The organism is Stenotrophomonas sp. 05N37, assembly GCF_056397365.1.
In genome coordinates this window covers 1,254,430-1,274,774 of sequence record NZ_JBFTNG010000001.1, presented here as the reverse complement: position 1 = coordinate 1,274,774, position 20,345 = coordinate 1,254,430, and the positions used below count along the sequence as shown (strand labels likewise).

Genomic DNA, 20,345 nt, shown 5'->3' with positions numbered 1-20,345 from the left:
GATATCGGCCCCGTCGATCCCTCCGCGCCCCGCACATGGCAACGGCGTGACATCGGCGAGCACAGCGTTCACCATCGGCCCAGATGCCCAGGGACGACACCATGACGGCCGACACGCAACACGACTTCATCGAAGTAATCCACAACGCCATCCCCGTCGAGATGTGCGCAGCCATCCAGGCACGGATGCGATCCAGTGCACAGTTGCGACCGGGGGAAGTAGGCAGTGGTGTGTTCCCGGAACTCAAGCACAGCAAGGATCTGCGCATCAGTGGCGATGCCGCGTGGCGCGATGTCGACATCCAGCTGCAACAGGCGGTTTTCCGCGGCGTATTGAGTTATCTACGACGTTATCCACAGGCACTGATCTCGCCGTTGATGTTGCAGATCCAGGACAGCGACGGTAAGCCGCGCCGATTGGCCGCCGAGGATTTCCCCGGCATGGACGATGCCACGCTGTCCGATCTGGCGCGCACGTGCCTGCGCCCCGGTGCCATCAATCTGCAATGGTATGCCGCAGGCGAGGGGGGCTATCCCTATTGGCATTGCGAGCTGTACCCGCGCGATCCGGCCGGCGAGACCCTGCATCGCCACCTGCTATGGACGCTCTACCTCAACGATGATTTCGAACAGGGCGAAACGGAGTTCCTGTTCCAGGATCGCAAGATCGCCCCGCGCACCGGCAGCCTGCTGATCGCACCGACCGCGTTCACCCACACCCATCGAGGCAATCGACCGCACGGCGGCGACAAGTTCATCGCCACCAGCTGGGTGCTGTTCCAGAACGCACAGAAGCTGTTCGGCGGGAACTAAGCGTCGTGCCGACTCGAGATCCCATGAGGCAGGTTGGACGAGTTTGGCTTTCTCGCCGCTGGAGTCGTGCAGTGCCCGACATACGTACGGAGGTCTGTGCCGGCACGACAATGACCGGCGTTCGGGGGTCGGCCCAGGCAGGCGGACACTGCGCGCGCATCGAAATTTCGACGCCGGTCTATTGCGAGCGAGAGACGCGCAACTCGACCGTTTCTGCCAAGCTCTTCGAGCCGTCAACCTGCAAGCTTTAGCCCATGCGGATACGAGGCCTTCACCACTCAATGGCCTGAGCGCATGAGCCGGCGGGCGATGAAAGGCGTGGGCCCCGCGTCTTCTTCTCAATGGAACGGGTGTTGAACTCCGTCGCCAGGACCGTCTGGCATCGGCATAGCGCTTCAGTGCTTGGCAAGACCGGGGCGGAGATACCGCGTGGTCGCCCCTCAGCGCGCCAACACCAGCAGTACGGCACCGACAACCACCACCACCGCCAACACCATCACTGTGATCAGCACATTGCGACCGGTGCGCTTCGCCTTGGCCTTCAACGTCGCCAGCCGGTCCAGATCCAGATAAAGACGATCACCGCCCGCATCGCGGATGACGCCGTTGTCGCGGTAATACGTCAGCGGCGCATGCAGTGCCGTGTCGATGCTATCCGCCGCGATTGCGCTCTGCGGTGACAACGCCTGATGGCTGGTGAAGTGCGCGATCAAGGCATCGCGCTGCTGCTGCACTGCTGCGGCGACGGCGGCGTTGATCGCGATGTTGGCCGCGTTCGACGCGGCCGAGGTGGCTGCCGATGACATGTGGTTCCCCTGCATATCCGATGTGGACGTCAGACCACCGCGGCGCGGCGCCTTGGCCCGATTGTTAGGCGGGCGCGTCCCAAAGTCCACCGGGGCACTGACTAGAACAATGAGCCCTGCGGTGAGTCTGCCCGCGGCGGCAACGGCTTTACAAACCGCGCGCAGTCCAGCTTCGGCCAGTGACTGTGCTGCGCATCGAATCCGAGCCGCTTGCGCGCCAGCTTGAACCGGCTCGACAGCAGGTCGGCGTAGACGCCTTCGCCGCGCATGCGGCTGCCGAACTCGCTGTTGTAGTCCTTGCCACCACGCAGCTGGTTGATGGTGCTCATCACGTGCGTGGCGCGGTCGGGGTGATGGGTGTCCAGCCAGTCGCGGAACAGCGGCGCCACTTCCAGCGGCAGGCGCAGCAGCACGTAGCCGGCGGTGGAGGCACCGGCATTACGCGCGGCTTCGAGCACCGCTTCGAGTTCGGCATCGTTGATCCACGGGATCACCGGCGCCACCATCACCCCGACCGGGATGCCAGCCTCATGCAGGCGACGCATCGCGCGCAGGCGTGCGTGCGGCGCCGAGGCGCGCGGCTCCAGCTTGGCCGACAGGTGCGGGTCCAGCGAGGTCACCGAGAAGTGCACGCTGACCAGGTTCTGCTTGGCCAGGGGCGCGAGCAGGTCGATGTCACGCTCGACCAGCGCGTTCTTGGTGATCAGCGAGAACGGATGCCGCGTTTCCAGCATCACCTCGATCAACTGCCGGGTCAGTTTGAGCTTGCGCTCGATCGGCTGGTAGGCATCGGTGTTGATGCCCAGCGCGATCGGTTGCGGCACGTAGCCCGGCCGCGAGAACTCCTTGCGCAGCAGCTGCGGCGCATTGGTCTTGGCAAACAGCTTGGTCTCGAAGTCCAGGCCGGGCGACAGGTTGAGGTAGGCGTGCGAGGGGCGGGCGAAGCAGTAGGAGCACCAACACTATATGTGTTCGAGGAAAAGTGTTCAGCACTGCGTCCCCTACGGCGGCTTCCCTACAGACTACCTGCGGGGATCCGTCCTCTTGCATTCCAGCCCAGGGCGGTAAAGGGTAGGTTAGCGGGGCATTGCGGCTACCCCCGGACTTGAGGCTCCGCGAGCAGAGGGTCGGCAGGGAATCATTACGTCCCGGGCCAAAAGCCGCCTAAGCGCCTGAAATGCAAGGATGATTGCCTCACCCCAGTGGCGGATCTCCCCATTTATGGGGAATGTTCAAGAACCTTGGCCGTGTAGCTCAATGGCGCCACTTCCCTATCAATTTCGCATCGGGCGCGGGGAGGCCGGACTCTTGTCACCCGAGGAACTCGAGCGCTGGACGAACGCAGAGTGGCCTGATCCACAGTGGTAACTGGACTGACCGAGAGAGTGCGTCTGGAAACACTGGAACAAGGGGTAGACCCAACAGTTGTGTCACCAGCCGCCATCTGACGGCATAGCGAGTTGACTGACCCTGTGAGCCCGGAACTCGGGCCGCCGGCACTCAGGTGGCCCGCTTCGCCAACTTCACAGAGTTTGCGGACTTTCGGCCCCTGGCCGATGCCGATTGCGCGTTGAGCGGGTTGCGAGTGGTGCTGGAAATGCTGCTGGCGGCGGAACGCACCCGGCAGAACGGCGAACCCGAGCGGTACGTGGGCGACCGGGTGATGAAGGGATTGGTCATCGTCTGCCAATCGTTATGCGTGCAGGCGGCCGGGGGGGCAGCGGGAGGGGGAGCGTAGTGCACACCGCTCCCAGCAGCGTCAGCCAGCATCTCGTGGATGAGAGACATTCCTGCCAATTCTTCGCCCACTCTCCTTTCCGCCATAGGTTCTCTTGAGCTTCAACCACGCAGCGCAGAAAGAAAGTGCCCCGACAACCCAGCTGCCAAGTAGCAGCGATACCGGAACGTCCCAAAGAGCAGCAATTGCCCCATATCTTTCGAAGCTGACAACGAGCCGATGAAAGCCATCAACAATTACCAAATTGGACAGCGTAATGGCAAAAGTCCCGCCTACCAACCCGGCGGCGGCCCCGATCCCAGCAACCGCGAGCACCGTCCACTCTTTGCGAATCAATGCAAAGCCATAGAATGCGAAAGACAGAATTAACGAAATCAGCACGACGTATGGAACCCGCATTCCCTCAATCTTCACAAATGCCGCAATCCATCTCCATGCCGCAATGTTGATAACAACACAAAGCACGAAACAAACTGAAGATGCCACCAACCTATCTTTCACTTGACGGGGCATTCGGCCTCCTTCGCCATATCGTTCAGGACACCAGGACGGAACGTTTGAGTGATACCACACATTCCACTCAACGCACCCGACACAGAGGCTGCACACCCGAAACCACGAGGATCGCCCCATTCCTCTGCATTCTGGACCAGAGTAGCTTCCTGCTCCGGGGTCAGGTGAATAACGGTGAACTCAACACGGCTTCCAGTCCCGCGCTGATACTTACTGTATCCAGCCAAGCTAGCATCATCCCCCTCAAAAAGCCCACCAGTTCCCCGACGTCCACCGGGCGCGTACGAACCTGCTGGATCGTATAGGAAGTCGGGTTGTCCGGGCCTTGCGACATGGATCGCAGAGTGACTCCCAATTCCAAAATCGTAGGTGGTTATCAAGGTGGTCTTTAGCCCACTCGGATCGGTAAAATTTATCGGCCTTGATAATACATAAACATAGGTATTCACACCAGAATTCAACCCAATCGGATCACTCTGCGAGTACCGCCCCACCGCCGGGTCATACTCCCGCTGGTAGTTGTAGAACAGCCCACTCGCATCTGTCGCCTGCTGCCCCGGGAAGCGCAGCGCCAGTTCAAACGCCACACCATCTCCATCCGGATCAGCACTAGGAATCTGATCACCGAACACTTCGCTCTTGTTGCTCCACTCCCAGATCGCGACATTCCGCAGCGGGTCGATCACCACGCGCGGCGTGCCCAGGTGATCCGGCTGGATGTAGGCCAGTTCCGGCACGCCGGTGCTCGGCACGTTGATCAACGCCACCGGATAGTTGTCCAGCCAGATGGCCTGCTGCTGCACCTGGCCCGTGGCCGAGTAGTTGCCCAGCCACTGCCCTGCTTCGTCGTACAGCGTGATCTGAGCTGCACCGCCGGCAGGGGTGCGCAGCACGCGCTCACCACGGTGGTTGTAGGCGTAGCTCTCCAGCAGAGTATTGCCTTGCTTCACCGCATTCATGCGGCTGGCATCGTTGTAGGTGAACGCCTTGCTGCCGATGCTGGTGGTGTTGCCCACTGCGTCATGGTTGCGTGCTTCGCCATCCACGGCGGCCAGTCGGTGGCTGGTGGCCGGATAGGTGTAGCTGGCGGTACCTGCCGACGTGGTCAGCGAGGTGCGGTTGCCGGTGGCGTCGTAGCCGTAGGTTTCGATCGGCGTGCCGGTCGCGCCGTCCTGGGTCTGGGTCAGACGGCCCAAGGTGTCGTAGGCGTACTTAGCCAGCACGTCGGACCCTGCGCCGTTCTTCAGCTCGACGATCGAACCGACTGGGTCATAGCCATAGCTCAGGGACAGGCCACCTGCTGCCGGGTCATGGACCGCCAGCGGCCGATAGTCCAAGTCCAGCGAACGCTGCAGCTGGCGGCCGTTGCCGTAGGTCCATCCGATCGCCGGGCCGAAGGCCGCGTAGGTCACGTTGTTGACCACGATCTGGCGCGGCTGGCCGGTGCGCGTCAGGCCAATCTGGCTGACACGGCCCTGGGTGTCACGTACGTAGTCAGCCACGCTGCCGTCGGGGTAGGTCAACGCCGTCAGGCGACCCGACTTGCTGTAGGCGTAGCGCAGCGTGCTGGCGACGCCGTTGACGGTCTGCACCTTGCGGGTGACCTGGCCGAAGCGGTCATGGCAGTACTGGGTGCTGCCATTGGCGTGCAGCACCTGCCCCAAGCGTCCCTTGGCAAAGCGCTCGTCGGCGGCGCAGGCAGCCGGTGCCACGTCATAGCCGTAGCCCACGTCCAGATTGGGGTCCGGGTAGGCGATGCCGATCAGGCGGTTGAGTGCATCGTAGTGATAGGTGGCGGTGACACCGCGCGCGTCGGTGGCGGTCTTGCGGTTGCCCGCCGCATCCACGGTGAAGCTGCTGGCGCCACTGTCCGGGCTGATCTGACCGGTCAGGTCACCGAAACCGTTGTAAGCGTAGGTGGTGTGTAGGCCTTTGGGGTCGGTTACCTGGGTGACCTGGTCCAGCGCGTTGTACTGGCTGCGGATCTCCGCTGCCACGCCGCCCACGTCCTGCAGCGTCCGAGCAAGCCGGTTCAGCGGGTCGTACTGCTGGCTGGAGACGCGCTGCAGGGCGTCGGTCACCGTCTGCGGGTTGCCGTTGGCATCGTAGGTGAAGCCGGTAGCGTGGTTGCCGGCGTCCTTCAGCGCCGTAAGCTGGCCAATCGTGTTGAAGGTGCGTGCCAGGGTGCGGCGCAGGGTGCCGCCGGCATCCAGCGTGTCTTCCTTCAGTCGGTTGCCGGCATTGTCCAGCGCGTAATGGATGGTATTGCCGGTGTTGTCCGCAATATCGGTCAGCCGCTGTGCCGCGTCGTAGACATAGGTGACGCTGCTGCCGTCGGGCTCGGTGATCTGCTGTACCTGACCGGTGGGCCAATAGCTCAGCTGGGTGACCCGATCCTCTGCAGTGCTGGCACCGCGCACGGTAACCGAGGTCGGCCAGCCGCGGGAATGGTAGGTGTAATCGGTGACCACGCCGTTGGCGTCCTTCACCGACAACGGCCGTCCGAATGCGTCGTAGGCCAAGGTCTCGACCGTCTGACCGAGTGCGTTGGTGACGCTGCGCAGATCTCCCTTGCGGTAGGTGCAGGCACCGCCGGTCGGGCACCCTGCGTCATCCGCCGGGTAGTAGGCATAGGTAACGGTATCGACCACATCGGTACGCGGGCCATCCACGCTCTTCAGCAACCCTTCCACGGGGCAGCTGCCTGCCGCAGCCACGTCCGCGGCTTCGCAGTAGGTGTAGCTGGTGATGCGCGCCTGACCGGAAGCAGCGTCGGTCACCGTGTTGGCCGTGGGCTGGCGTCGGGCATTGAAGGCCGTACGCACTTCTCGGCTACCGATCTGGGTGGTCAGTACCGCATTGGTTTCGACGTCGCGCGCGGTGGTTACCACGCGCTGCTCGGGCAGACCGGCCGCTTCGGTCACGGTATGGATGCTGACGGCACGACCGCTCACCGGATCGGTGCCCTGCGCATAGGTGTGCTTGGTCTGGATGCCGCGACGATCAGTATAGGTATCCAGTCGGCGACGGAAGTCTACACTACGATCATAGTAGGCGCGGCTGATGGTTCCCTGGGAGTCGGTCAGCCCCGTTACCTTTCTCCCAAGCCCACTCGCAGCGCTGGACAACTGATAGATTGACTGCTTACCCAACGCATCCGTGACAGTCGTCGTGCCATCAGCCGCGTAACTCAGCAGGACGCCGTCAATGCCGACCGATTGAGAATCGCAGGCCGCGCCATGCCGGCTGCAGATTACCCGTCCCTTCGAATCGTAGGCAACCCAACTATAGCGACCTCCGTCTTCCGCCGTTATTCCCGTGAGATGGGAGGGGAACTGAGCGTTCTCGTAGTGGTAGATTCGATCGCCGCCGTCCACATAGTCAACCAATGTCAACTGCTCGTTGCTGCCATAGTGATAGACCACATATGGTCGACCATTGATCGACAGGCCGGCGACCCGGTCATCGAATTCAGACAGATAGGTGAGCTCAATCCTCCGACCCGTAGAGTGCGTGATCGACGCCAATCGACTGAAACCGTCATAGCTGTACGCAAGCGATGTACCGTCGTCAAATAAACGAGCCAGAAGCTGCCCATTCGCGTTGAACCGCAGCACCTCATCTTCGCGATGGACAATCCACTGCTCTCCCTGCTGGACAGCTCTATCGCCGCTACCATCGACCGCCTCATAGATCTGCCCGACCTGCTCGAACGCAACCTGCGTCCCGTCGCCATTGATCAGGCCAACATGAATGTCTGAAACGGGCGGATAAACCGATAGATCAGGGCCCACGGAAAGATGGACGTTATGTGAATGCGTCCAGTTCTGACCGAACGGGCCACGTGCAGTGCTGGACGACGAGTGATAGTGGCGTGAGAAGCGAATCCACCCGGCATCGAGGTCCACCTCGGTTTCCAGCTTGTCACCGGTGGTCGGATCACAGGGATTTCCGACGATGTCGCATTGTTCCGGCAACGCCGTCGTCCAGTACGCGTAATTCCCGAGAACAGAGGCGCCCACGCACCTCTGCTGCGACTCCGACCACTCCATCACCAAGGAGTTCGGGCAGTAGATATCCCGCGATCGTGAGACGGTGTCGTAGGTCTGCGAGGGAGGCTCGTCTACTGCGCAGTAGAGCGTCAGCGGAACTCTGGCCTCTTCGTCGCGAAAATTCCCGTCGGGCCCAGGCGCCCAGCCGCTCCATTCCTGGAGCGCTCCTGGTTCGACCACGCAGTCGGGATTCTCAGCACGATTCCTTGCCACAAGAGCGGCTATCGCTGCAGATACGTCCGGCACCTCCCCATTATAGAAGTAGCGCCATTCCGTAGTGGTCAACGGACCAGGCTTGATTGTGTAGTGTGAAACAAGCTTCTCACCCACAACAGACTGACTGGCGACTTCAAAGCCGAAGGATCCAAATGCCTGAAAACCCTTGAACACTGCCTCGATCTCAACTTGCGCCCCCCGCTCGGCATCATGACCAGCAGGCTCATAGGCGTACCATCGCTTCTCAACCTCATCCGCCGCCAAAGCGCATGCAGGAAGCGCGCAAGTGACCAGTAGAAGTCCGCCGGCCAGCAAACGCATGAAATTCCCGAACAATCTTCCGCGTCCTTGCACCACCACTCTCCTTTCTTAGATTTCGCGAAACCTGGAAACTGAATATTCCAACTCGCCCCACATCTGATCACTCAAGATCCGAAGGCTGAGGCTTGCCCATCCAGTATGTAATCGATGTCGTGCTGTCCAGTCCGGCCGCTTTCGACATGATCTTGTCGACAGACTGCCCGCCGAACTGGAGCGCCGGCGGAAATGGGCTGGGTTTCGGCAGGTTCTTGATGGCAGCTACCGCCTCCTGCTGGGCCTTGTACTGCGTCGAATTGCCGCCGGACTGGGAAATAGGCCAAGTCATCTTGCTTTCCTGCGCCTGCGCGGCACATAACAATAGGGCCTTTAGTCGTTCCAACATCCCTGTTCTCCTTCCTGGACGAACATAGTGCCGGCGGGGAACGAGAACGCGGAGATGTAAGCCCTCACGTCATGCTTCGGATCGTCCCTGGTCCGGAATGCGGCTCAGCCGCACAAAGTCCTTATCTCCTAAATCGGTGACACATTCAAGTCAAATGCTGTGGAATCGATCACATTCCGTGCCAGTCCTTCCACGAGGTATTGATTGATCGAGACTTGGCGACCATCGGAAGGTCCTTTCGGATGACCTCTTTGCCTCGGGCATTGAATAACGTCGCGGGTCCTTCGGCGCTTGGCACAATGGGAGCGCCTGCGAGCGGAAAGCCGTCAAATCCCAGCATCGCCCCTTGGTGTTCTGTGAGTGGACCGCTAAGAAGACGAAACTGTGGTAGTCGCTCAATCGTGCTTCGGTAGACTGATAAAACTCTCACTTGCTTGGGCATACGCTGGTCCTTTTCATGAGGAAGCGGGATAACCAAATATGTTTGGAGAGCCGTCTAAGCTCGCTGCGGAGGAGATGCTATTTCCTTTTCGGGGAGATGGTATCAGTACTCAGAAACCTAGGACGCCCTGTCCCTGTAGGCGCCGCTCGGACTGCATCCATAGCTTTGTACTGATGCTAGCCACGTTTTCCGTTCGGCTAGAAAAGTTGCCCCTGTGGCGACTTTTCTTGGGGAGGTTGAAAAAGATGAGTGGCCAGCGCTGGCAGCCTAGTGAAACCGAGCTCACGATGCTTCTTTTCAAAGCGCTTCCGGATCAAGTCCGCTACAGGGCCAGTTCCGGACATCCTTGTGCCAAAGCTGGCGTCATATTCCTTTCCACCATGCATCTGTCGCATCAAGCTAAGCACATGCGCGGCGCGGTCCGGGAAGTGCAGCTCGAGCCATTCTCTCCAAATGTCCTTAATCTCGTTAGGTAGCCTGAGAAGCACGTAGCCTGCTGCCCGAGCGCCGTGTTCGCGAGCAGCCTCAAGGATGGCTTCTAGGTCATGGTCGGTGATCATGGGAATGACCGGCGCGATCAAAACCCCTACCGGTACTCCTGCCTCGTGCAGCTGATTCATTGCTCGCAGCCTTGCGTGGGGAGCAGCAGCTCGTGGTTCCAGTTTTGCAGATAGCTTCCTGTCGAGCGTGGTGACCGAGAAGTAGACCGTAACCAACCGATCCTTGGCCATCGACGCCAGCAGTTCGATGTCCCTGGTGATCAAGGCGCTCTTGGTGACAAAGCTCACCGGATGCTTGGCATCGGCAAGCACCTCAAGGCATTGGCGTGTAATCTGGTAATTCCTTTCAATCGGCTGATAGCCGTCTGTGTTTATCCCCAGGGCAATCGGGGTGCACTTGTAGTTCGACTTGCTAATTTCTGCTCTGAGCCGCTCCGGGGCATTTGTCTTTGCAAACAGGCGCGTCTCGAAGTCTAAGCCTGGTGAGAGGCTCAAATAGGAGTGAGAAGGGCGAGCAAAACAGTAAACGCACCCATGCTCGCAGCCGCGGTACGGGTTGACCGACGCACTAAACCCAACGTCAGGGGATGAGTTGTGGCTGATCACTGTGCGCGCTCGCTCTTCCTGCACCTGAGTTCTCAGCCGTGGCGCGTTTTCCATCTCCTGGTAGACCGATTCCCAGCCATCGTCGACTCCCACTGTTGCAGTGGTATCGAAACGGCTTGGGACACGCGATGCGGCCCCTCTACCTTTGAGGGGAACTTGGGCCTTTCGAGCATCCTGTTCCATGGCAACAACTTGGGGTGGACGGGCTGTTAGTATTATTGCTAACCACAGGCGCCGCAACACCGTGAAATTCAGGTAGCTGTAGGCCATACGGTCATCTGGCGAAGTGGTTTTGCCCAAGCTTATCCACAGCTTCGGCTGGCAAGGCCTTTGTCATCTGCGTTGGCCATGGAGCGCTTTGGCTTCCGCCAAAAAGATCTGCATCAATGCCCGCGATAGACGTGTTGCTGCAGGCAGTGGAATGCCCAGCTGTGCGCAAAGCGAAGTCGCGTATGCCATCTGCGCACCCGTGGGCGGCTTGATGTCCCAATCCGTTAGTTGGGGAATTAGCTTTGAGAGCTCTTCTGCCAGGCGGCACTCAAAGCCTCTTGCTTGCCCTTCCTCTTCTTGCATTCGACGCACCTGCATTGCGACTTGCTCCCTGCCCATGGGAGAAAAGGGAAGCTCAAGAGTGAACTCCAGTTCCGGACATACGAGGTAAAAGTTCATGGGAGAGGTGATTAGTACTTATAAGTAGACTACCTTTAGAGGCGTAGTCTTTAAAGTACTGGAACCACAAGCTGCTTCGTATGGTCGAGCATACGAACCAAGCGAAACTTGCAGATGTGATCCGAGCGCATCGTATTGATCTGGGTGTCAGCCAAGAAGCCTTTGCTGACCACATCGATATGCACCGCGCCTACTACAGCAAGATCGAACGTGGCGAAAAGAACCTCACTCTCGCTACCTTGGAGCGAGTGGCTAAAGGCATGGGTACGTCGATGTCGGCCCTGCTACGCGCCGCAGGGCTCTAACTCTCTTTGCAGACCACGAAGGTTGGCCAACACCTCCAGGATGGGCGTGTTGGCCGGCGCTGCGCGGAGGCTTGTGCCGACAGCAATGTGTTTGCTGATTCTTACCTAAGCTGTTGATCTATAGACATTTATCTAGTGAACAATCAGGGGGTATTGATACCATGCTCGCAGCCGCGATACGGATTGACCGATTGGCTGAAGCCCACGTCCTGCGACTTGTTGCGGCTGATGATGCTCCGCGCGGTTTCGGCGCGCACTTCGGTGCGCAGCCGTGGCGCGGCGAATTCCTCGCCCTCGTCGGCGTCCCAGCCGTCATGCACGACTTCGCTGACGGTAGCCTCGAAACGGCCCGCCAGATGCGTGGTGGAACCTCGGCCTTTGATCGCGATACCCATGGTCAAAGCCTATCGCCGCTGCATCTCAGGGACTGAGACGTACGGTCGGCGCTTCGGGAATAGCCGGTTTGGAGCGCGCGGAGGCGGGTGTTCATGGCAGGCGGCTGCAGAGGTTAATCTTTGGTTAGCAGTATTACTAACCACAGCCCCACTATATCCCGAAAGTCCTGCTGCGGCGGGCCTCTGGCGGTACAGGCGCGATTTCGTCCCCAAACTTGTCCACAGGCCAGGCGGACAGGACATCGTGGGTCATGGCGCCAGTCAACGGTCGGTGGCCGCCCTACAGCAGCGCCAGGTATCCCTTCACCGTCGCGTCCAGCCCGGCGTACAGGGCCTCGCTGATCAGCGCATGGCCGATCGAGACTTCCAGCACGTCCGGCACGGCCTGCAGGAAGTCGCGCAGGTTGTCCTGCGACAGATCATGGCCGGCGTTCACCCCGAGCCCGGCGGCCTGGGCGCGCCGGGCGGCATCGGCGAACAGGGCCAGCATCGCGCTGGCATCGCCACCCGCATGCGCTTCGGCATACGGGCCGGTGTACAGCTCGACGCGGTCGGCGCCGATCGCCGCGGCCTGGGCGATGTCGGGGTTGCCGGCGTCGACGAACAGGCTCACCCGGCAGCCATGCGACTTGAGCGCGGCGATCAGCGGGCGCAGGCGCTCGCCGTCACGGCTGAAGTCGAACCCGTGGTCGGAGGTGAGCTGGCCATCGTCATCGGGCACCAGGGTGGCCTGGGCAGGGCGGGTCTGCGCGCACAGCGGCAGCAGGCCGGGGTAGCCCTCGCGCGGGGGCGCGAACGGGTTGCCCTCGATGTTGAACTCCACCCCGCGTTGCGCCGTCAGCGCCGACAGTGCCAGCACGTCCTCGGCATGGATATGGCGGCGGTCCGGACGCGGATGCACGGTGATGCCGTGCGCGCCCGCGTCCAGGCAGGCCGTCGCAGCCTGCAGCACATCCGGGTCGGTGCCGCCGCGCGAGTTGCGCAGCACGGCGATCTTGTTGACGTTGACGCTGAGCTGGGTCATGGCACTACGGGGTATCGGTATCGTCGGCGCCGGTCTGGCGGCGGGCCTGGGCCTGCTCGCGCAGCCGGCGCAGTTCGGCGGGGTCGATGACGCTGGAGATGTCGCGTTGCAGGGTGCCGAAGCGGGCCACGTACATGCCGCGCACCCAGATCAGCAGGAACACCAGCGCGCCCAGCAACGCCAGCAGCATCAGCCCCCATTGGGGCGTTTTGAGCGCGAGGCCGAAGCAGCCCAGCGCCAGCAGCAGGAACAGCCAATGCATCATCGTTCTCCCCGTGGTGCCGGCAAGTGTAGCGCCGCCGGCACGCGGGGTTCCACGTGGCCGGTCACAACAGCGGCGAGGCCAGCCGCGCGAACGCCTCCGGGACCCGGTGCAGCCACAGCGACCGTTTGCGGTCATTGCGGACCTGGACGGCGGCATCGAACTCGGCGGCGAGGATCGCCTCCAGCGCGGCCACGCGGTCGGCGTCCACCAGCATCATCGACAGCTCGAAGTTGAGCCGGAAACTGCGGTGGTCGAAATTCGCACTGCCGACGATGCACACGTCGCGGTCGGCGATGAACGCCTTGGTATGCAGCATGCGCGGGCCGTACTCGTAGATCTGCACCCCGGCCAGCAGCAGCTCGTCGAAGTACGAACGGGCGGCCTGGGTGACGAACCACGAGTCGCTCATCTTCGGTACCAGCAGGCGCACGTCCAGGCCGCCGAGCGCGGCCGAGGTCAGTGCCATGCGCGCCGCCTCGCCCGGGACGAAGTAGGGCGTCACCAGCCAGACCCGTTCGCGGGCTTCGTGGATGGCGGCCACCTGCAGGCGGTGGATGGTTTCCCAGGCCGAGTCCGGGCCGGACACCAGCACCTGTGCGTCGATGCGGCCGTCCTTGCGGCTGGGCATGTCGTGCGGCCACAGCTGCGCGATGGCGAAGCGCTCCGGCGGCTGGCCGGTCGCATAGATCCAGTCCTCGATGAAGACCAGCTGCAGGCTGCGCACCACGTGTCCGGCCAGGCGCATGTGCAGGTCGCGATACGCATCGGCGCGGCGGCTCTCGTCTTCCTCGTCGGTGATGTTGATGCCGCCGGTGAACGCGACGCGGCCATCGATGACCACCAGCTTGCGGTGGGTGCGCATGTTCATCCACGGGCGCTTGAACGGCTTGAGCAGCTGGCGCGGGTGGAACCAGGCCACTTCACCGCCGGCCTCAAGCAGCGGCTGCAGGAAGCGTTTGCGGATCGCCGACGAGCCCACCGCATCCAGCAACAGGCGCACGCGCACGCCGGCGCGGGCGCGCTCGACCAGCGCATCGCGCAGGGCGGTGCCGGCGTGGTCGGGGTTGAAGATGTAGTACTCCACGTGCAGGTGGTCCTGCGCGGTGGCCACGGCAGCGAGCAGGGCCCGGTAGGTAGCGGCGCCATCGACCAGCCACTCCACCTCGGTGGCCGAGGTGGGCGCCAGCCCGGTCGTGGCCTGGGCGATCTTGGCCAACTCCGTGCAATCGGCATCCGGCGGGCAGACGCTGCTGTAGTGCTCCATGCCGGACCGCGCGCGGCCGCGGCGCAGGCGCTGGCGCTTCACCTTCTGCGGGCCCAGCAGGTAGTAGATGAAGAGCCCGAGGTAGGGCAGGGCGGCCAGCGACAGGATCCAGCTCAGCGTGGCGACCGGTTCGCGCTTCTGCAGCATGATCCAGCCGGTCAGCCACAGCAGGTAGAGGATGTAGGCCGCCACGAGCAGGGGACGGAGATGCGGGACGGCGTCGAGCCAGGCCGCAAGGGCAGGGTAGGTGGCGAGCATGGGCGGATGATAGCGGGCCGCGGGCATCCGGCGCGTGCGCGAAGCGCATGGGCCCACACAAAAAAAAAGCGCCCCCGTTTCCAGGGGCGCTTTCCAGTCGCGTCATGACTGCGTCGTGCGATTTACTGCTGTACGAAGCCGATCTTTTTCATCTGAGCATTCTTCGCGGCAGCCAACACCTTGGCCATCACGTCGTACTCCGAGTCCGGGCTGGCGTCGATGCGCAGTTCCGGCTGGTTCGTCGGGTCCTTCTGGACCTCCTGTTCCATCCGCTGCTGCAACTCACCGGTAGCGACCGGGCTGTTGTTCCACGAGACCTGGTTGCTTGCGTCGATCTTGAGTTCGATCGGCGGCGGCGGCTCGACCAGCTGCGGCGGTGGGTTGAGCACGCGCTGCGGCAGGTCCACGGCGATCGGATAGGTCATGATCGGCGCGGTGACGATGAAGATGATCAGCAGCACCAGCATCACGTCCACGAGGGGCGTGACGTTGATGTCGGCCATAGGGCCCTTGTTACCACCAGTACTGAACGCCATGGCTTACTGCCCCTTCTCTTTGGTGGCAACGAAGCCAACGTCGAGCATGCCCTGTTCCTGCGCGATCTTCGTCATCTCATTGATGACGCGCATCTTGGTGGTGCGGTCACCACGCAGGTTGAGCGGCGGCTGCGGGGTCTGCTGGGCGGCGGTCGCCAAGCGCGACTCGAGAGTCTGCTTGTTGATTTCCTCGTCGTTCCAGTAGATCGAGCCGTCTTCCTTGACTGCCAGGGTGATCGGGCCCGAACGCTTTTCAGCGTCTTCCGGGTTCTGCACCAGGTTGGCCTCCGGCAGATCCACCTTGACCTTGTGGGACATCAGGGGCGCCGTGATGATGAAGATGATCAGCAGCACCAGCATCACGTCCACGAGGGGCGTAACGTTGATGTCGGCCATGGGGCCGCCGCTGTTACCACTACTGAAAGCCATAACGGGCTCCGTCTAGATCGTGTTGACTACGTTCTCGCCAGGTGAAGCGCGTCGCAATTAGCGAACGCGCGAACCGGTGGCGAAGAAGTCGTGCAGGTCGTGAGCGAACGTATCGAACTTGCTGATCGTGGCGCTGTTGATCTTGCTGAAGAAGTTGAAGGCGAACACGGCCGGGATAGCGACGAACAGACCGATGGCGGTCATGATCAGCGCTTCACCCACCGGGCCGGCAACGGCGTCGATCGAGGCGGAACCGGTGGCACCGATCTTGATCAGCGCGCCGTAGATGCCCCACACGGTACCGAGCAGACCGACGAACGGAGCGGTTGCACCGACGGTGGCCAGCAGGGTCATGCCCGACTGCAGGTTGTTGCTTTCGCGGGTCACGGCCTGACGCAGGGCGCGATCGACGAATTCCGAACGGCTCAGGTTCTCACCCAGGCCACCGGTGGCGCCGCCTTCGGCACGCTGGTGGTGGGCAGCTGCCTGGGCAGCGTCCAGGGCGATCTTCGAGAAGGGTTCCGAAGCCGGCTGTTCTTCCATCGCACGGATGGCGTCCTGGGCGTTCGGGGTATCCCAGAACAGGCTCACGACCTTGTCGGCAGCGCTCTTCAGGCGGGTAGCACGGAAGATGTTGATGACGGTCCAGTACCAGGACATGGCCGACATGATGATCAGGGTCAGCAGCACGACCCAGGAGACGGCGAAGTCACCCGGCTGGGTGGTCATTTCGTGGATCAAGTGCTCGAAGCCCATCTGCGACAGGGCGTTGGAGTTGCCCCCGGCAGCAGCGGCGATGAAGAGTTCCTGCAGCATGACGCTTACCTTTGTTGTGTGTGGTGATGAATGGTGTAGCTACAAATAACCGATGGAGGCGGTGGCCGGCGGGCCACCTGCAACCATCAGTTCAGCGCAAAGTTGACCGGGACGCGAACGCGACCTGCGACCTTCTTCCCGCCCGACTCCGCAGAACGGAAGCTCCACTTGCGAGCGGCTTCCATCGCGGCGCGGTCGAGGTCACGGTTACGGCTGGACCGTTCGACCGACACATTGGTGACGTTGCCATTGGCGTCGACATCAATGATCAGGATGACTTCACCCTGGATACCTGCACGGAATGCGGCCGGCGGGTAACGCGGGGGGTTCATGTTCTTCGAGGAGATATCGACGCTTGCCTCGATCTGGCTCGGCGGCGCGGGCGGCGACGGCGGGCTCGGCGGCGTAACGATGTCGTTCGGACGCGGTTCCGGCACGTCGATCACCGGCGCTTGCGGCGGCGGCGGGACGGGCGACGGCTTCGGCGGCGACAGGTTCTTGACCGGCGGCGGCGGCGTTTCAGTCGGCGGCGGCGGCGGCGGCGGCGGTGGGGGCGGCGGCGGAGCGTCGACCAGGGTCACCATGATGTTGCGTTCCTTCTCCGCAGCGGCCTTGGGAGCCACGGCCGGGATCAGAAGCATCATGAAGGCGGCGAGATGCAGTGCGATTACAAAAGCGATACCCACGATACGCGGCCAGCTGAAGCCGGTGTCATCGCGTTGTTCGTACCTGTGAACGACTAGTTGTTCCGTCATGCGCCAAGAGCTCATTAGTGGGGCCGGGATACCCGGGGACAGGTAGCCCATGATCAGCGGTGCATGACACCGCAGGAACCTCCAAGCTTATACCAATCCTGAGCGCCTGCGCATCAATGTAGCAGGCGTTCAGGCGTTATTCCTACTTACTTCAGGTTGATGATTTTGTCAGCATCCTTGGGGTTCTTCACGCCCTTGGCTTTCGCCTGGCGCGCCGCTTCCTTGGCCTGCGGGACACGCCCTTCCTGGTACAGCACCTTGGCCAGGTTCAGGTAGGTTTCACCGTCCTTGGAAAGCGGGGCGGCGTTCTGCCACGCTTCGATCGCCTTGTCCGTCTGCTGGGGGTCGGAGTAGTAGTACGCCTGGGCCAGGGCCAGGTAAACCTGGTAGTCCGGCTTCAGGATGCCCTTCTGCAACCCATCATTGATAACGGCAATAACGTCCTTTTCTTTGCCCTCGGTGTTGGCATAGATCGAATACAGCTGCTTGTACTCGCGTTCGTCGGTCAGCTGACCGGCGGCGTACAGCTTGCCGATCACCGCGCCGGCCTTGTCCATCTGGTCAGCCTGCATGTACATGCTGGCCAGGTTGATCTGGGCCTTCTTGTCGTTCGGGTTCTTGGCGGCCAGCGCTTCGGCCTGCTTCACGGCTTCACCGGTCTGGCCGGCTTCGGCCATGGCGGCCATCAGCAGCTGGTTCCAGTTGTCCTTCGGCTCGGTGGCGCCGGCGATGGCCTGCTGCAGCACCGGGATGGCCTCGGCGTAGCGTTCGGCCTGGTACAGCGCCTGGCCCTTGATGACCAGCTCTTCCGGCTTGGCCGACTTGCTCTCGGCGAAGTACTTGTCGAGGGTGGCAAGGCCGGGCACGGTCTCGTTGTCCTGCAGCTGCAGCTGGGCCAGCATCAGCATGGACTGGAAGTACCCGTTGTTTTCCAGGCTGTTGAGCTGGAGCACCTGCTGCAGGTACTTCTTCGCTGCAGCCGAGTCGTCCAGGTTGTAGGCCGCCTGCGAGGCCAGCTGGGCGGCCAGCGACTTGTCGTAGTCGTTGGCGGCGCTGTTGGCCAGGATCTCGTCGGCCAGCGTCCGGGTCTCCGGGAACTTCTGGTCGTTGTAGGTGTCAATCAGCTTCTGCAGCTTGCTGCCGAGCTTGGCCGACGCCTTGGCGTTCGGCTCCTGACGGGTAGCGTTCGGGAACAGCACCTCGGCCTTGGCCTGCTTGCCACTGCGGGCACCGCGCTCGGACGAGCGCGAGGACTGGGCAAAGGCATCGGTGACCACGGCGCCACCAATGGCGGTCGCGATGAGGACGGAAAGCACGGCTTGCTTGTGATTGCTGAAAATCATCTTTCACCTCGATCGAACCGCCGCAGCGGCATCAAAACGGACTGTCAGAAAAATCTGAGCCGCCAAACGTATCAGAAACTGATGGCGTGAGAAATCGTTTCCGATGCTGCAATACAGCATCCTTTGGTCGAATCAGCCGCACTTCGGTCGCCGACCGGCCGCCTGCGCCTGCTGGTACACGCCGGCCAGGGCCGGCGCGTCGCGCTGCAGTTCACGGATACGGTTGGCGGGATCGGGGTGCGTGGACAACCATTGCGGTGAGCGACCGCCGCTGGCGGCCATCATGTTCTGCCACAGGTTGACCGCCTGGCCGGGGTCGAACCCGGCCTCGGCCATCAGCCGTTGGCCGACCACGTCGGCCTCGTTTTCCTGGACGCGCGAGCCCGGCAGCAGGAATACCGCCTGCGCGGTGGCGCCGCCGAACTGGTTGACCGTGTTGGCCGCGCCTTCGCCGCCGGCCGCGCCGGCCAACAGGCCCGCCACGGCCAGCCCGGTCTGCGCGTTGATCTGGCGGGTCATGCGCTCATCATGGTGGCGCGAGATGACGTGGCCGATCTCATGGCCGATCACCGCCGCCAGCTGGTCCTGGTTCCTGGCCACGGTGAAGATGCCGGTGTTGACCCCGACCTTGCCGCCGGGCAGGGCAAACGCATTGGGTTCGTTGTCGACAAACACCGCCGTTTCCCAACGTACGCCACGGTACTGTGGCGGCAGCTGCGCGACCAGGGCATTGACCACGCACTGCACATAGCCGTTCTGGCGACCATCGCTGCTGATCTTTTCTTTCTGCTTGGTCTCGTTGAAGGCCTGCGCGCCGAGCTGATCCAGCTCGGCCTGCGAGACGCCGCCCACCATCTGCCGTCGCCCGGTGGGCGAGGTGGTGGTCGCGCAGGCACTGACCAACAGCGCAAGCGCGACGCCGAACAGTACTGGTTTCATCGCAGGTCCCCCGTGTTCATGTGCCCAGTGTGTATCGCGCCGACGTAAATTTTCGTCAAGCGGGCGCACGGGTCAGTGAAGGCCCAGGAACACCAGCGCCGCCAATGCGATGGCGTTGTTCAGCGCGTGCGCGGCGATCGGGGCCCACAGGGTGCCGGTCCGCTGGTACAACCAGGCGAAGGCCGCGCCCATGCCGCCGTAGACCAGCCACAGCTGCGCGATCTCCCACGGGCCATTGCCGCTGGCACCCGGGACTTCATGGATCAACGCGAACGCCAGGCTGCTCAGCAGCATGCCCAGGCTGATCCGGCCGGCCTGCCAGAGGCGGCCGAACAGGACGCGGCGGAACAGCAATTCTTCATAGGCCGGTGCGAGCAGGATCGCGAACACCGCCAGGAACCACGGGAACTGCGCCAGCGACTGCTCCATGAGCAGCAGGTTGGTCGGGACCGGTTCGATGCCGGCCTGTTTGCTGAGGTAGGCGATGAGGTTGCTGATGACCACGACGCCGGTGGCGACCAGCAGCGTCCAGCCCCAGGTGGACGGGCGCCGCGCGGCCGCCCACGAGGCACGCCGTTCGGCCGCATCGGCGCGACGGCGCAGGACATACAACAACAGGGCCGCGCCGCCGGTGGCGAACAGGGCCATCAGGATCTGCGCGAGTGGGCCGGGTTGACCCAGTTGCTGCGCCAGCGCACCCGCGTCGAGCGTGCCGCCCTGGCGGGTGGCTTCGGCCCCGACCACGGCGCCGCGATACAGGCCCCAGGCCAGCCCACCAAGCATGCTCAGGCCGAGCAGCGCCACGATGGCGATGACCAGGTCGAGGAAGAACCCGGCAACCGGCCGGCCGGACGTGCCGCCCGAGGCGGTGGGGGAAACAGGGGGCGTGCTGGACGCCGGGGACGTAACGGACATCGGATTCCTGGCATCGAAAGGCGATGGCCGGCCCGGTTGCAGGT

18 protein-coding genes and 3 pseudogenes are annotated in these 20,345 nt (G+C 62.5%); 3 read left to right on the top strand and 18 right to left on the bottom strand.

Annotated elements, in window-relative coordinates; all coding sequences use genetic code 11:
- The first annotated feature begins 101 nt into the window (after positions 1 to 101).
- Positions 102 to 812 (top strand): 2OG-Fe(II) oxygenase, encoded by a 711-nt coding sequence (locus tag AC1DGC_RS05535; RefSeq protein ID WP_394164894.1) that lies wholly within the window; start codon positions 102 to 104, stop codon positions 810 to 812.
- A 440-nt stretch (positions 813 to 1,252) separates the two neighbouring features.
- Here AC1DGC_RS05535 and AC1DGC_RS05530 read toward each other — a convergent pair whose 3' ends face one another.
- Positions 1,253 to 1,618, bottom strand: coding sequence for a hypothetical protein (locus AC1DGC_RS05530; RefSeq protein WP_449335616.1), 366 nt, complete (start codon positions 1,616 to 1,618; stop codon positions 1,253 to 1,255).
- A 101-nt stretch (positions 1,619 to 1,719) separates the two neighbouring features.
- A pseudogene (locus tag AC1DGC_RS05525) lies at positions 1,720 to 2,574 on the bottom strand (PA0069 family radical SAM protein); the annotation flags it as partial.
- A 593-nt stretch (positions 2,575 to 3,167) separates the two neighbouring features.
- Here AC1DGC_RS05525 and AC1DGC_RS05520 point away from each other — a divergent pair.
- A pseudogene (locus tag AC1DGC_RS05520) lies at positions 3,168 to 3,356 on the top strand (hypothetical protein); the annotation flags it as partial.
- Positions 3,357 to 3,377: 21 nt separating this feature from the next.
- Here AC1DGC_RS05520 and AC1DGC_RS05515 read toward each other — a convergent pair.
- From AC1DGC_RS05515 to AC1DGC_RS05495, 5 genes are all read right to left on the bottom strand, one after another.
- Complete coding sequence (locus tag AC1DGC_RS05515; RefSeq protein ID WP_478047376.1) at positions 3,378 to 3,869, bottom strand: hypothetical protein; 492 nt, start codon at positions 3,867 to 3,869, stop codon at positions 3,378 to 3,380.
- The gene (locus AC1DGC_RS05510) at positions 3,854 to 8,458 is read right to left on the bottom strand and encodes an RHS repeat-associated core domain-containing protein (protein WP_478047375.1); all 4,605 of its coding nucleotides are present in this window, start codon (positions 8,456 to 8,458) and stop codon (positions 3,854 to 3,856) included. The genes AC1DGC_RS05515 and AC1DGC_RS05510 overlap by 16 nt, the downstream gene beginning before the upstream one ends.
- Positions 8,459 to 8,558: 100 nt before the next feature.
- Positions 8,559 to 8,840, bottom strand: a complete 282-nt coding sequence (locus AC1DGC_RS05505; RefSeq protein ID WP_478047374.1) for a hypothetical protein — start codon at positions 8,838 to 8,840, stop codon at positions 8,559 to 8,561.
- A gap of 639 nt (positions 8,841 to 9,479) precedes the next feature.
- Positions 9,480 to 10,571: a PA0069 family radical SAM protein gene (locus AC1DGC_RS05500; RefSeq protein ID WP_478047479.1), complete on the bottom strand. Its 1,092-nt coding sequence runs from the start codon at positions 10,569 to 10,571 to the stop codon at positions 9,480 to 9,482.
- A gap of 150 nt (positions 10,572 to 10,721) precedes the next feature.
- Positions 10,722 to 11,057 carry a hypothetical protein gene (locus AC1DGC_RS05495; protein WP_478047373.1) on the bottom strand — a complete coding sequence of 112 codons (336 nt, stop codon included), beginning with the start codon at positions 11,055 to 11,057 and terminating at the stop codon, positions 10,722 to 10,724.
- 80 nt (positions 11,058 to 11,137) lie between these two features.
- On the opposite strand from AC1DGC_RS05495, the gene AC1DGC_RS05490 reads away from it, so the two are divergent.
- On the top strand, positions 11,138 to 11,362 hold the full coding sequence (locus tag AC1DGC_RS05490; RefSeq protein WP_478047372.1) for a helix-turn-helix domain-containing protein: 225 nt from the start codon (positions 11,138 to 11,140) through the stop codon (positions 11,360 to 11,362).
- Between the two features lie 158 nt (positions 11,363 to 11,520).
- Here the strand turns inward: AC1DGC_RS05490 and AC1DGC_RS05485 are convergent.
- The 11 genes and pseudogenes from AC1DGC_RS05485 to AC1DGC_RS05435 all read right to left on the bottom strand — a co-directional run.
- Positions 11,521 to 11,757 (bottom strand): annotated as a pseudogene (locus AC1DGC_RS05485) (PA0069 family radical SAM protein); the annotation flags it as partial.
- Positions 11,758 to 12,037: 280 nt separating this feature from the next.
- Positions 12,038 to 12,781, bottom strand: coding sequence for a pyridoxine 5'-phosphate synthase (locus tag AC1DGC_RS05480; RefSeq protein ID WP_259208021.1), 744 nt, complete (start codon positions 12,779 to 12,781; stop codon positions 12,038 to 12,040).
- Positions 12,782 to 12,785: 4 nt separating this feature from the next.
- On the bottom strand, positions 12,786 to 13,043 hold the full coding sequence (locus tag AC1DGC_RS05475; RefSeq protein WP_259208023.1) for a hypothetical protein: 258 nt from the start codon (positions 13,041 to 13,043) through the stop codon (positions 12,786 to 12,788).
- Positions 13,044 to 13,107: 64 nt separating this feature from the next.
- A complete protein-coding gene (cls, locus tag AC1DGC_RS05470) occupies positions 13,108 to 14,568 on the bottom strand; it encodes a cardiolipin synthase (RefSeq protein WP_259208025.1) in 1,461 nt (486 codons plus the stop codon).
- A 122-nt stretch (positions 14,569 to 14,690) separates the two neighbouring features.
- Complete coding sequence (locus AC1DGC_RS05465) at positions 14,691 to 15,104, bottom strand: ExbD/TolR family protein (protein WP_038691524.1); 414 nt, start codon at positions 15,102 to 15,104, stop codon at positions 14,691 to 14,693.
- A gap of 3 nt (positions 15,105 to 15,107) precedes the next feature.
- Positions 15,108 to 15,533 carry an ExbD/TolR family protein gene (locus tag AC1DGC_RS05460; protein WP_259208030.1) on the bottom strand — a complete coding sequence of 142 codons (426 nt, stop codon included), beginning with the start codon at positions 15,531 to 15,533 and terminating at the stop codon, positions 15,108 to 15,110.
- A 57-nt stretch (positions 15,534 to 15,590) separates the two neighbouring features.
- On the bottom strand, positions 15,591 to 16,349 hold the full coding sequence (exbB, locus tag AC1DGC_RS05455; protein WP_259208031.1) for a TonB-system energizer ExbB: 759 nt from the start codon (positions 16,347 to 16,349) through the stop codon (positions 15,591 to 15,593).
- Between the two features lie 86 nt (positions 16,350 to 16,435).
- Positions 16,436 to 17,104 carry an energy transducer TonB gene (locus AC1DGC_RS05450; protein WP_449335620.1) on the bottom strand — a complete coding sequence of 223 codons (669 nt, stop codon included), beginning with the start codon at positions 17,102 to 17,104 and terminating at the stop codon, positions 16,436 to 16,438.
- 146 nt (positions 17,105 to 17,250) lie between these two features.
- Positions 17,251 to 18,447: a heme biosynthesis protein HemY gene (locus AC1DGC_RS05445; protein WP_259208033.1), complete on the bottom strand. Its 1,197-nt coding sequence runs from the start codon at positions 18,445 to 18,447 to the stop codon at positions 17,251 to 17,253.
- 132 nt (positions 18,448 to 18,579) lie between these two features.
- On the bottom strand, positions 18,580 to 19,386 hold the full coding sequence (locus tag AC1DGC_RS05440; protein WP_259208035.1) for a M48 family metallopeptidase: 807 nt from the start codon (positions 19,384 to 19,386) through the stop codon (positions 18,580 to 18,582).
- A gap of 72 nt (positions 19,387 to 19,458) precedes the next feature.
- The gene (locus AC1DGC_RS05435) at positions 19,459 to 20,301 is read right to left on the bottom strand and encodes a lysostaphin resistance A-like protein (protein WP_478047371.1); all 843 of its coding nucleotides are present in this window, start codon (positions 20,299 to 20,301) and stop codon (positions 19,459 to 19,461) included.
- Positions 20,302 to 20,345: the final 44 nt, after the last annotated feature.

Coding starts and splice junctions, on each gene's coding strand:
- AC1DGC_RS05450 (WP_449335620.1), bottom strand. CDS start 17,104: ATGACGGAACAACTAGTCGTTCACAGGTACGAACAACGCGATGACACC.
- AC1DGC_RS05435 (WP_478047371.1), bottom strand. CDS start 20,301: ATGTCCGTTACGTCCCCGGCGTCCAGCACGCCCCCTGTTTCCCCCACC.
- AC1DGC_RS05440 (WP_259208035.1), bottom strand. CDS start 19,386: ATGAAACCAGTACTGTTCGGCGTCGCGCTTGCGCTGTTGGTCAGTGCC.
- cls (WP_259208025.1), bottom strand. CDS start 14,568: ATGCTCGCCACCTACCCTGCCCTTGCGGCCTGGCTCGACGCCGTCCCG.
- AC1DGC_RS05510 (WP_478047375.1), bottom strand. CDS start 8,458: ATGCGTTTGCTGGCCGGCGGACTTCTACTGGTCACTTGCGCGCTTCCT.
- AC1DGC_RS05445 (WP_259208033.1), bottom strand. CDS start 18,447: ATGATTTTCAGCAATCACAAGCAAGCCGTGCTTTCCGTCCTCATCGCG.
- AC1DGC_RS05480 (WP_259208021.1), bottom strand. CDS start 12,781: ATGACCCAGCTCAGCGTCAACGTCAACAAGATCGCCGTGCTGCGCAAC.
- exbB (WP_259208031.1), bottom strand. CDS start 16,349: ATGCTGCAGGAACTCTTCATCGCCGCTGCTGCCGGGGGCAACTCCAAC.
- AC1DGC_RS05505 (WP_478047374.1), bottom strand. CDS start 8,840: ATGTTGGAACGACTAAAGGCCCTATTGTTATGTGCCGCGCAGGCGCAG.
- AC1DGC_RS05465 (WP_038691524.1), bottom strand. CDS start 15,104: ATGGCGTTCAGTACTGGTGGTAACAAGGGCCCTATGGCCGACATCAAC.
- AC1DGC_RS05490 (WP_478047372.1), top strand. CDS start 11,138: ATGGTCGAGCATACGAACCAAGCGAAACTTGCAGATGTGATCCGAGCG.
- AC1DGC_RS05475 (WP_259208023.1), bottom strand. CDS start 13,043: ATGCATTGGCTGTTCCTGCTGCTGGCGCTGGGCTGCTTCGGCCTCGCG.
- AC1DGC_RS05460 (WP_259208030.1), bottom strand. CDS start 15,533: ATGGCTTTCAGTAGTGGTAACAGCGGCGGCCCCATGGCCGACATCAAC.
- AC1DGC_RS05535 (WP_394164894.1), top strand. CDS start 102: ATGACGGCCGACACGCAACACGACTTCATCGAAGTAATCCACAACGCC.
- AC1DGC_RS05500 (WP_478047479.1), bottom strand. CDS start 10,571: ATGGAACAGGATGCTCGAAAGGCCCAAGTTCCCCTCAAAGGTAGAGGG.
- AC1DGC_RS05530 (WP_449335616.1), bottom strand. CDS start 1,618: ATGTCATCGGCAGCCACCTCGGCCGCGTCGAACGCGGCCAACATCGCG.
- AC1DGC_RS05515 (WP_478047376.1), bottom strand. CDS start 3,869: ATGCCCCGTCAAGTGAAAGATAGGTTGGTGGCATCTTCAGTTTGTTTC.
- AC1DGC_RS05495 (WP_478047373.1), bottom strand. CDS start 11,057: ATGAACTTTTACCTCGTATGTCCGGAACTGGAGTTCACTCTTGAGCTT.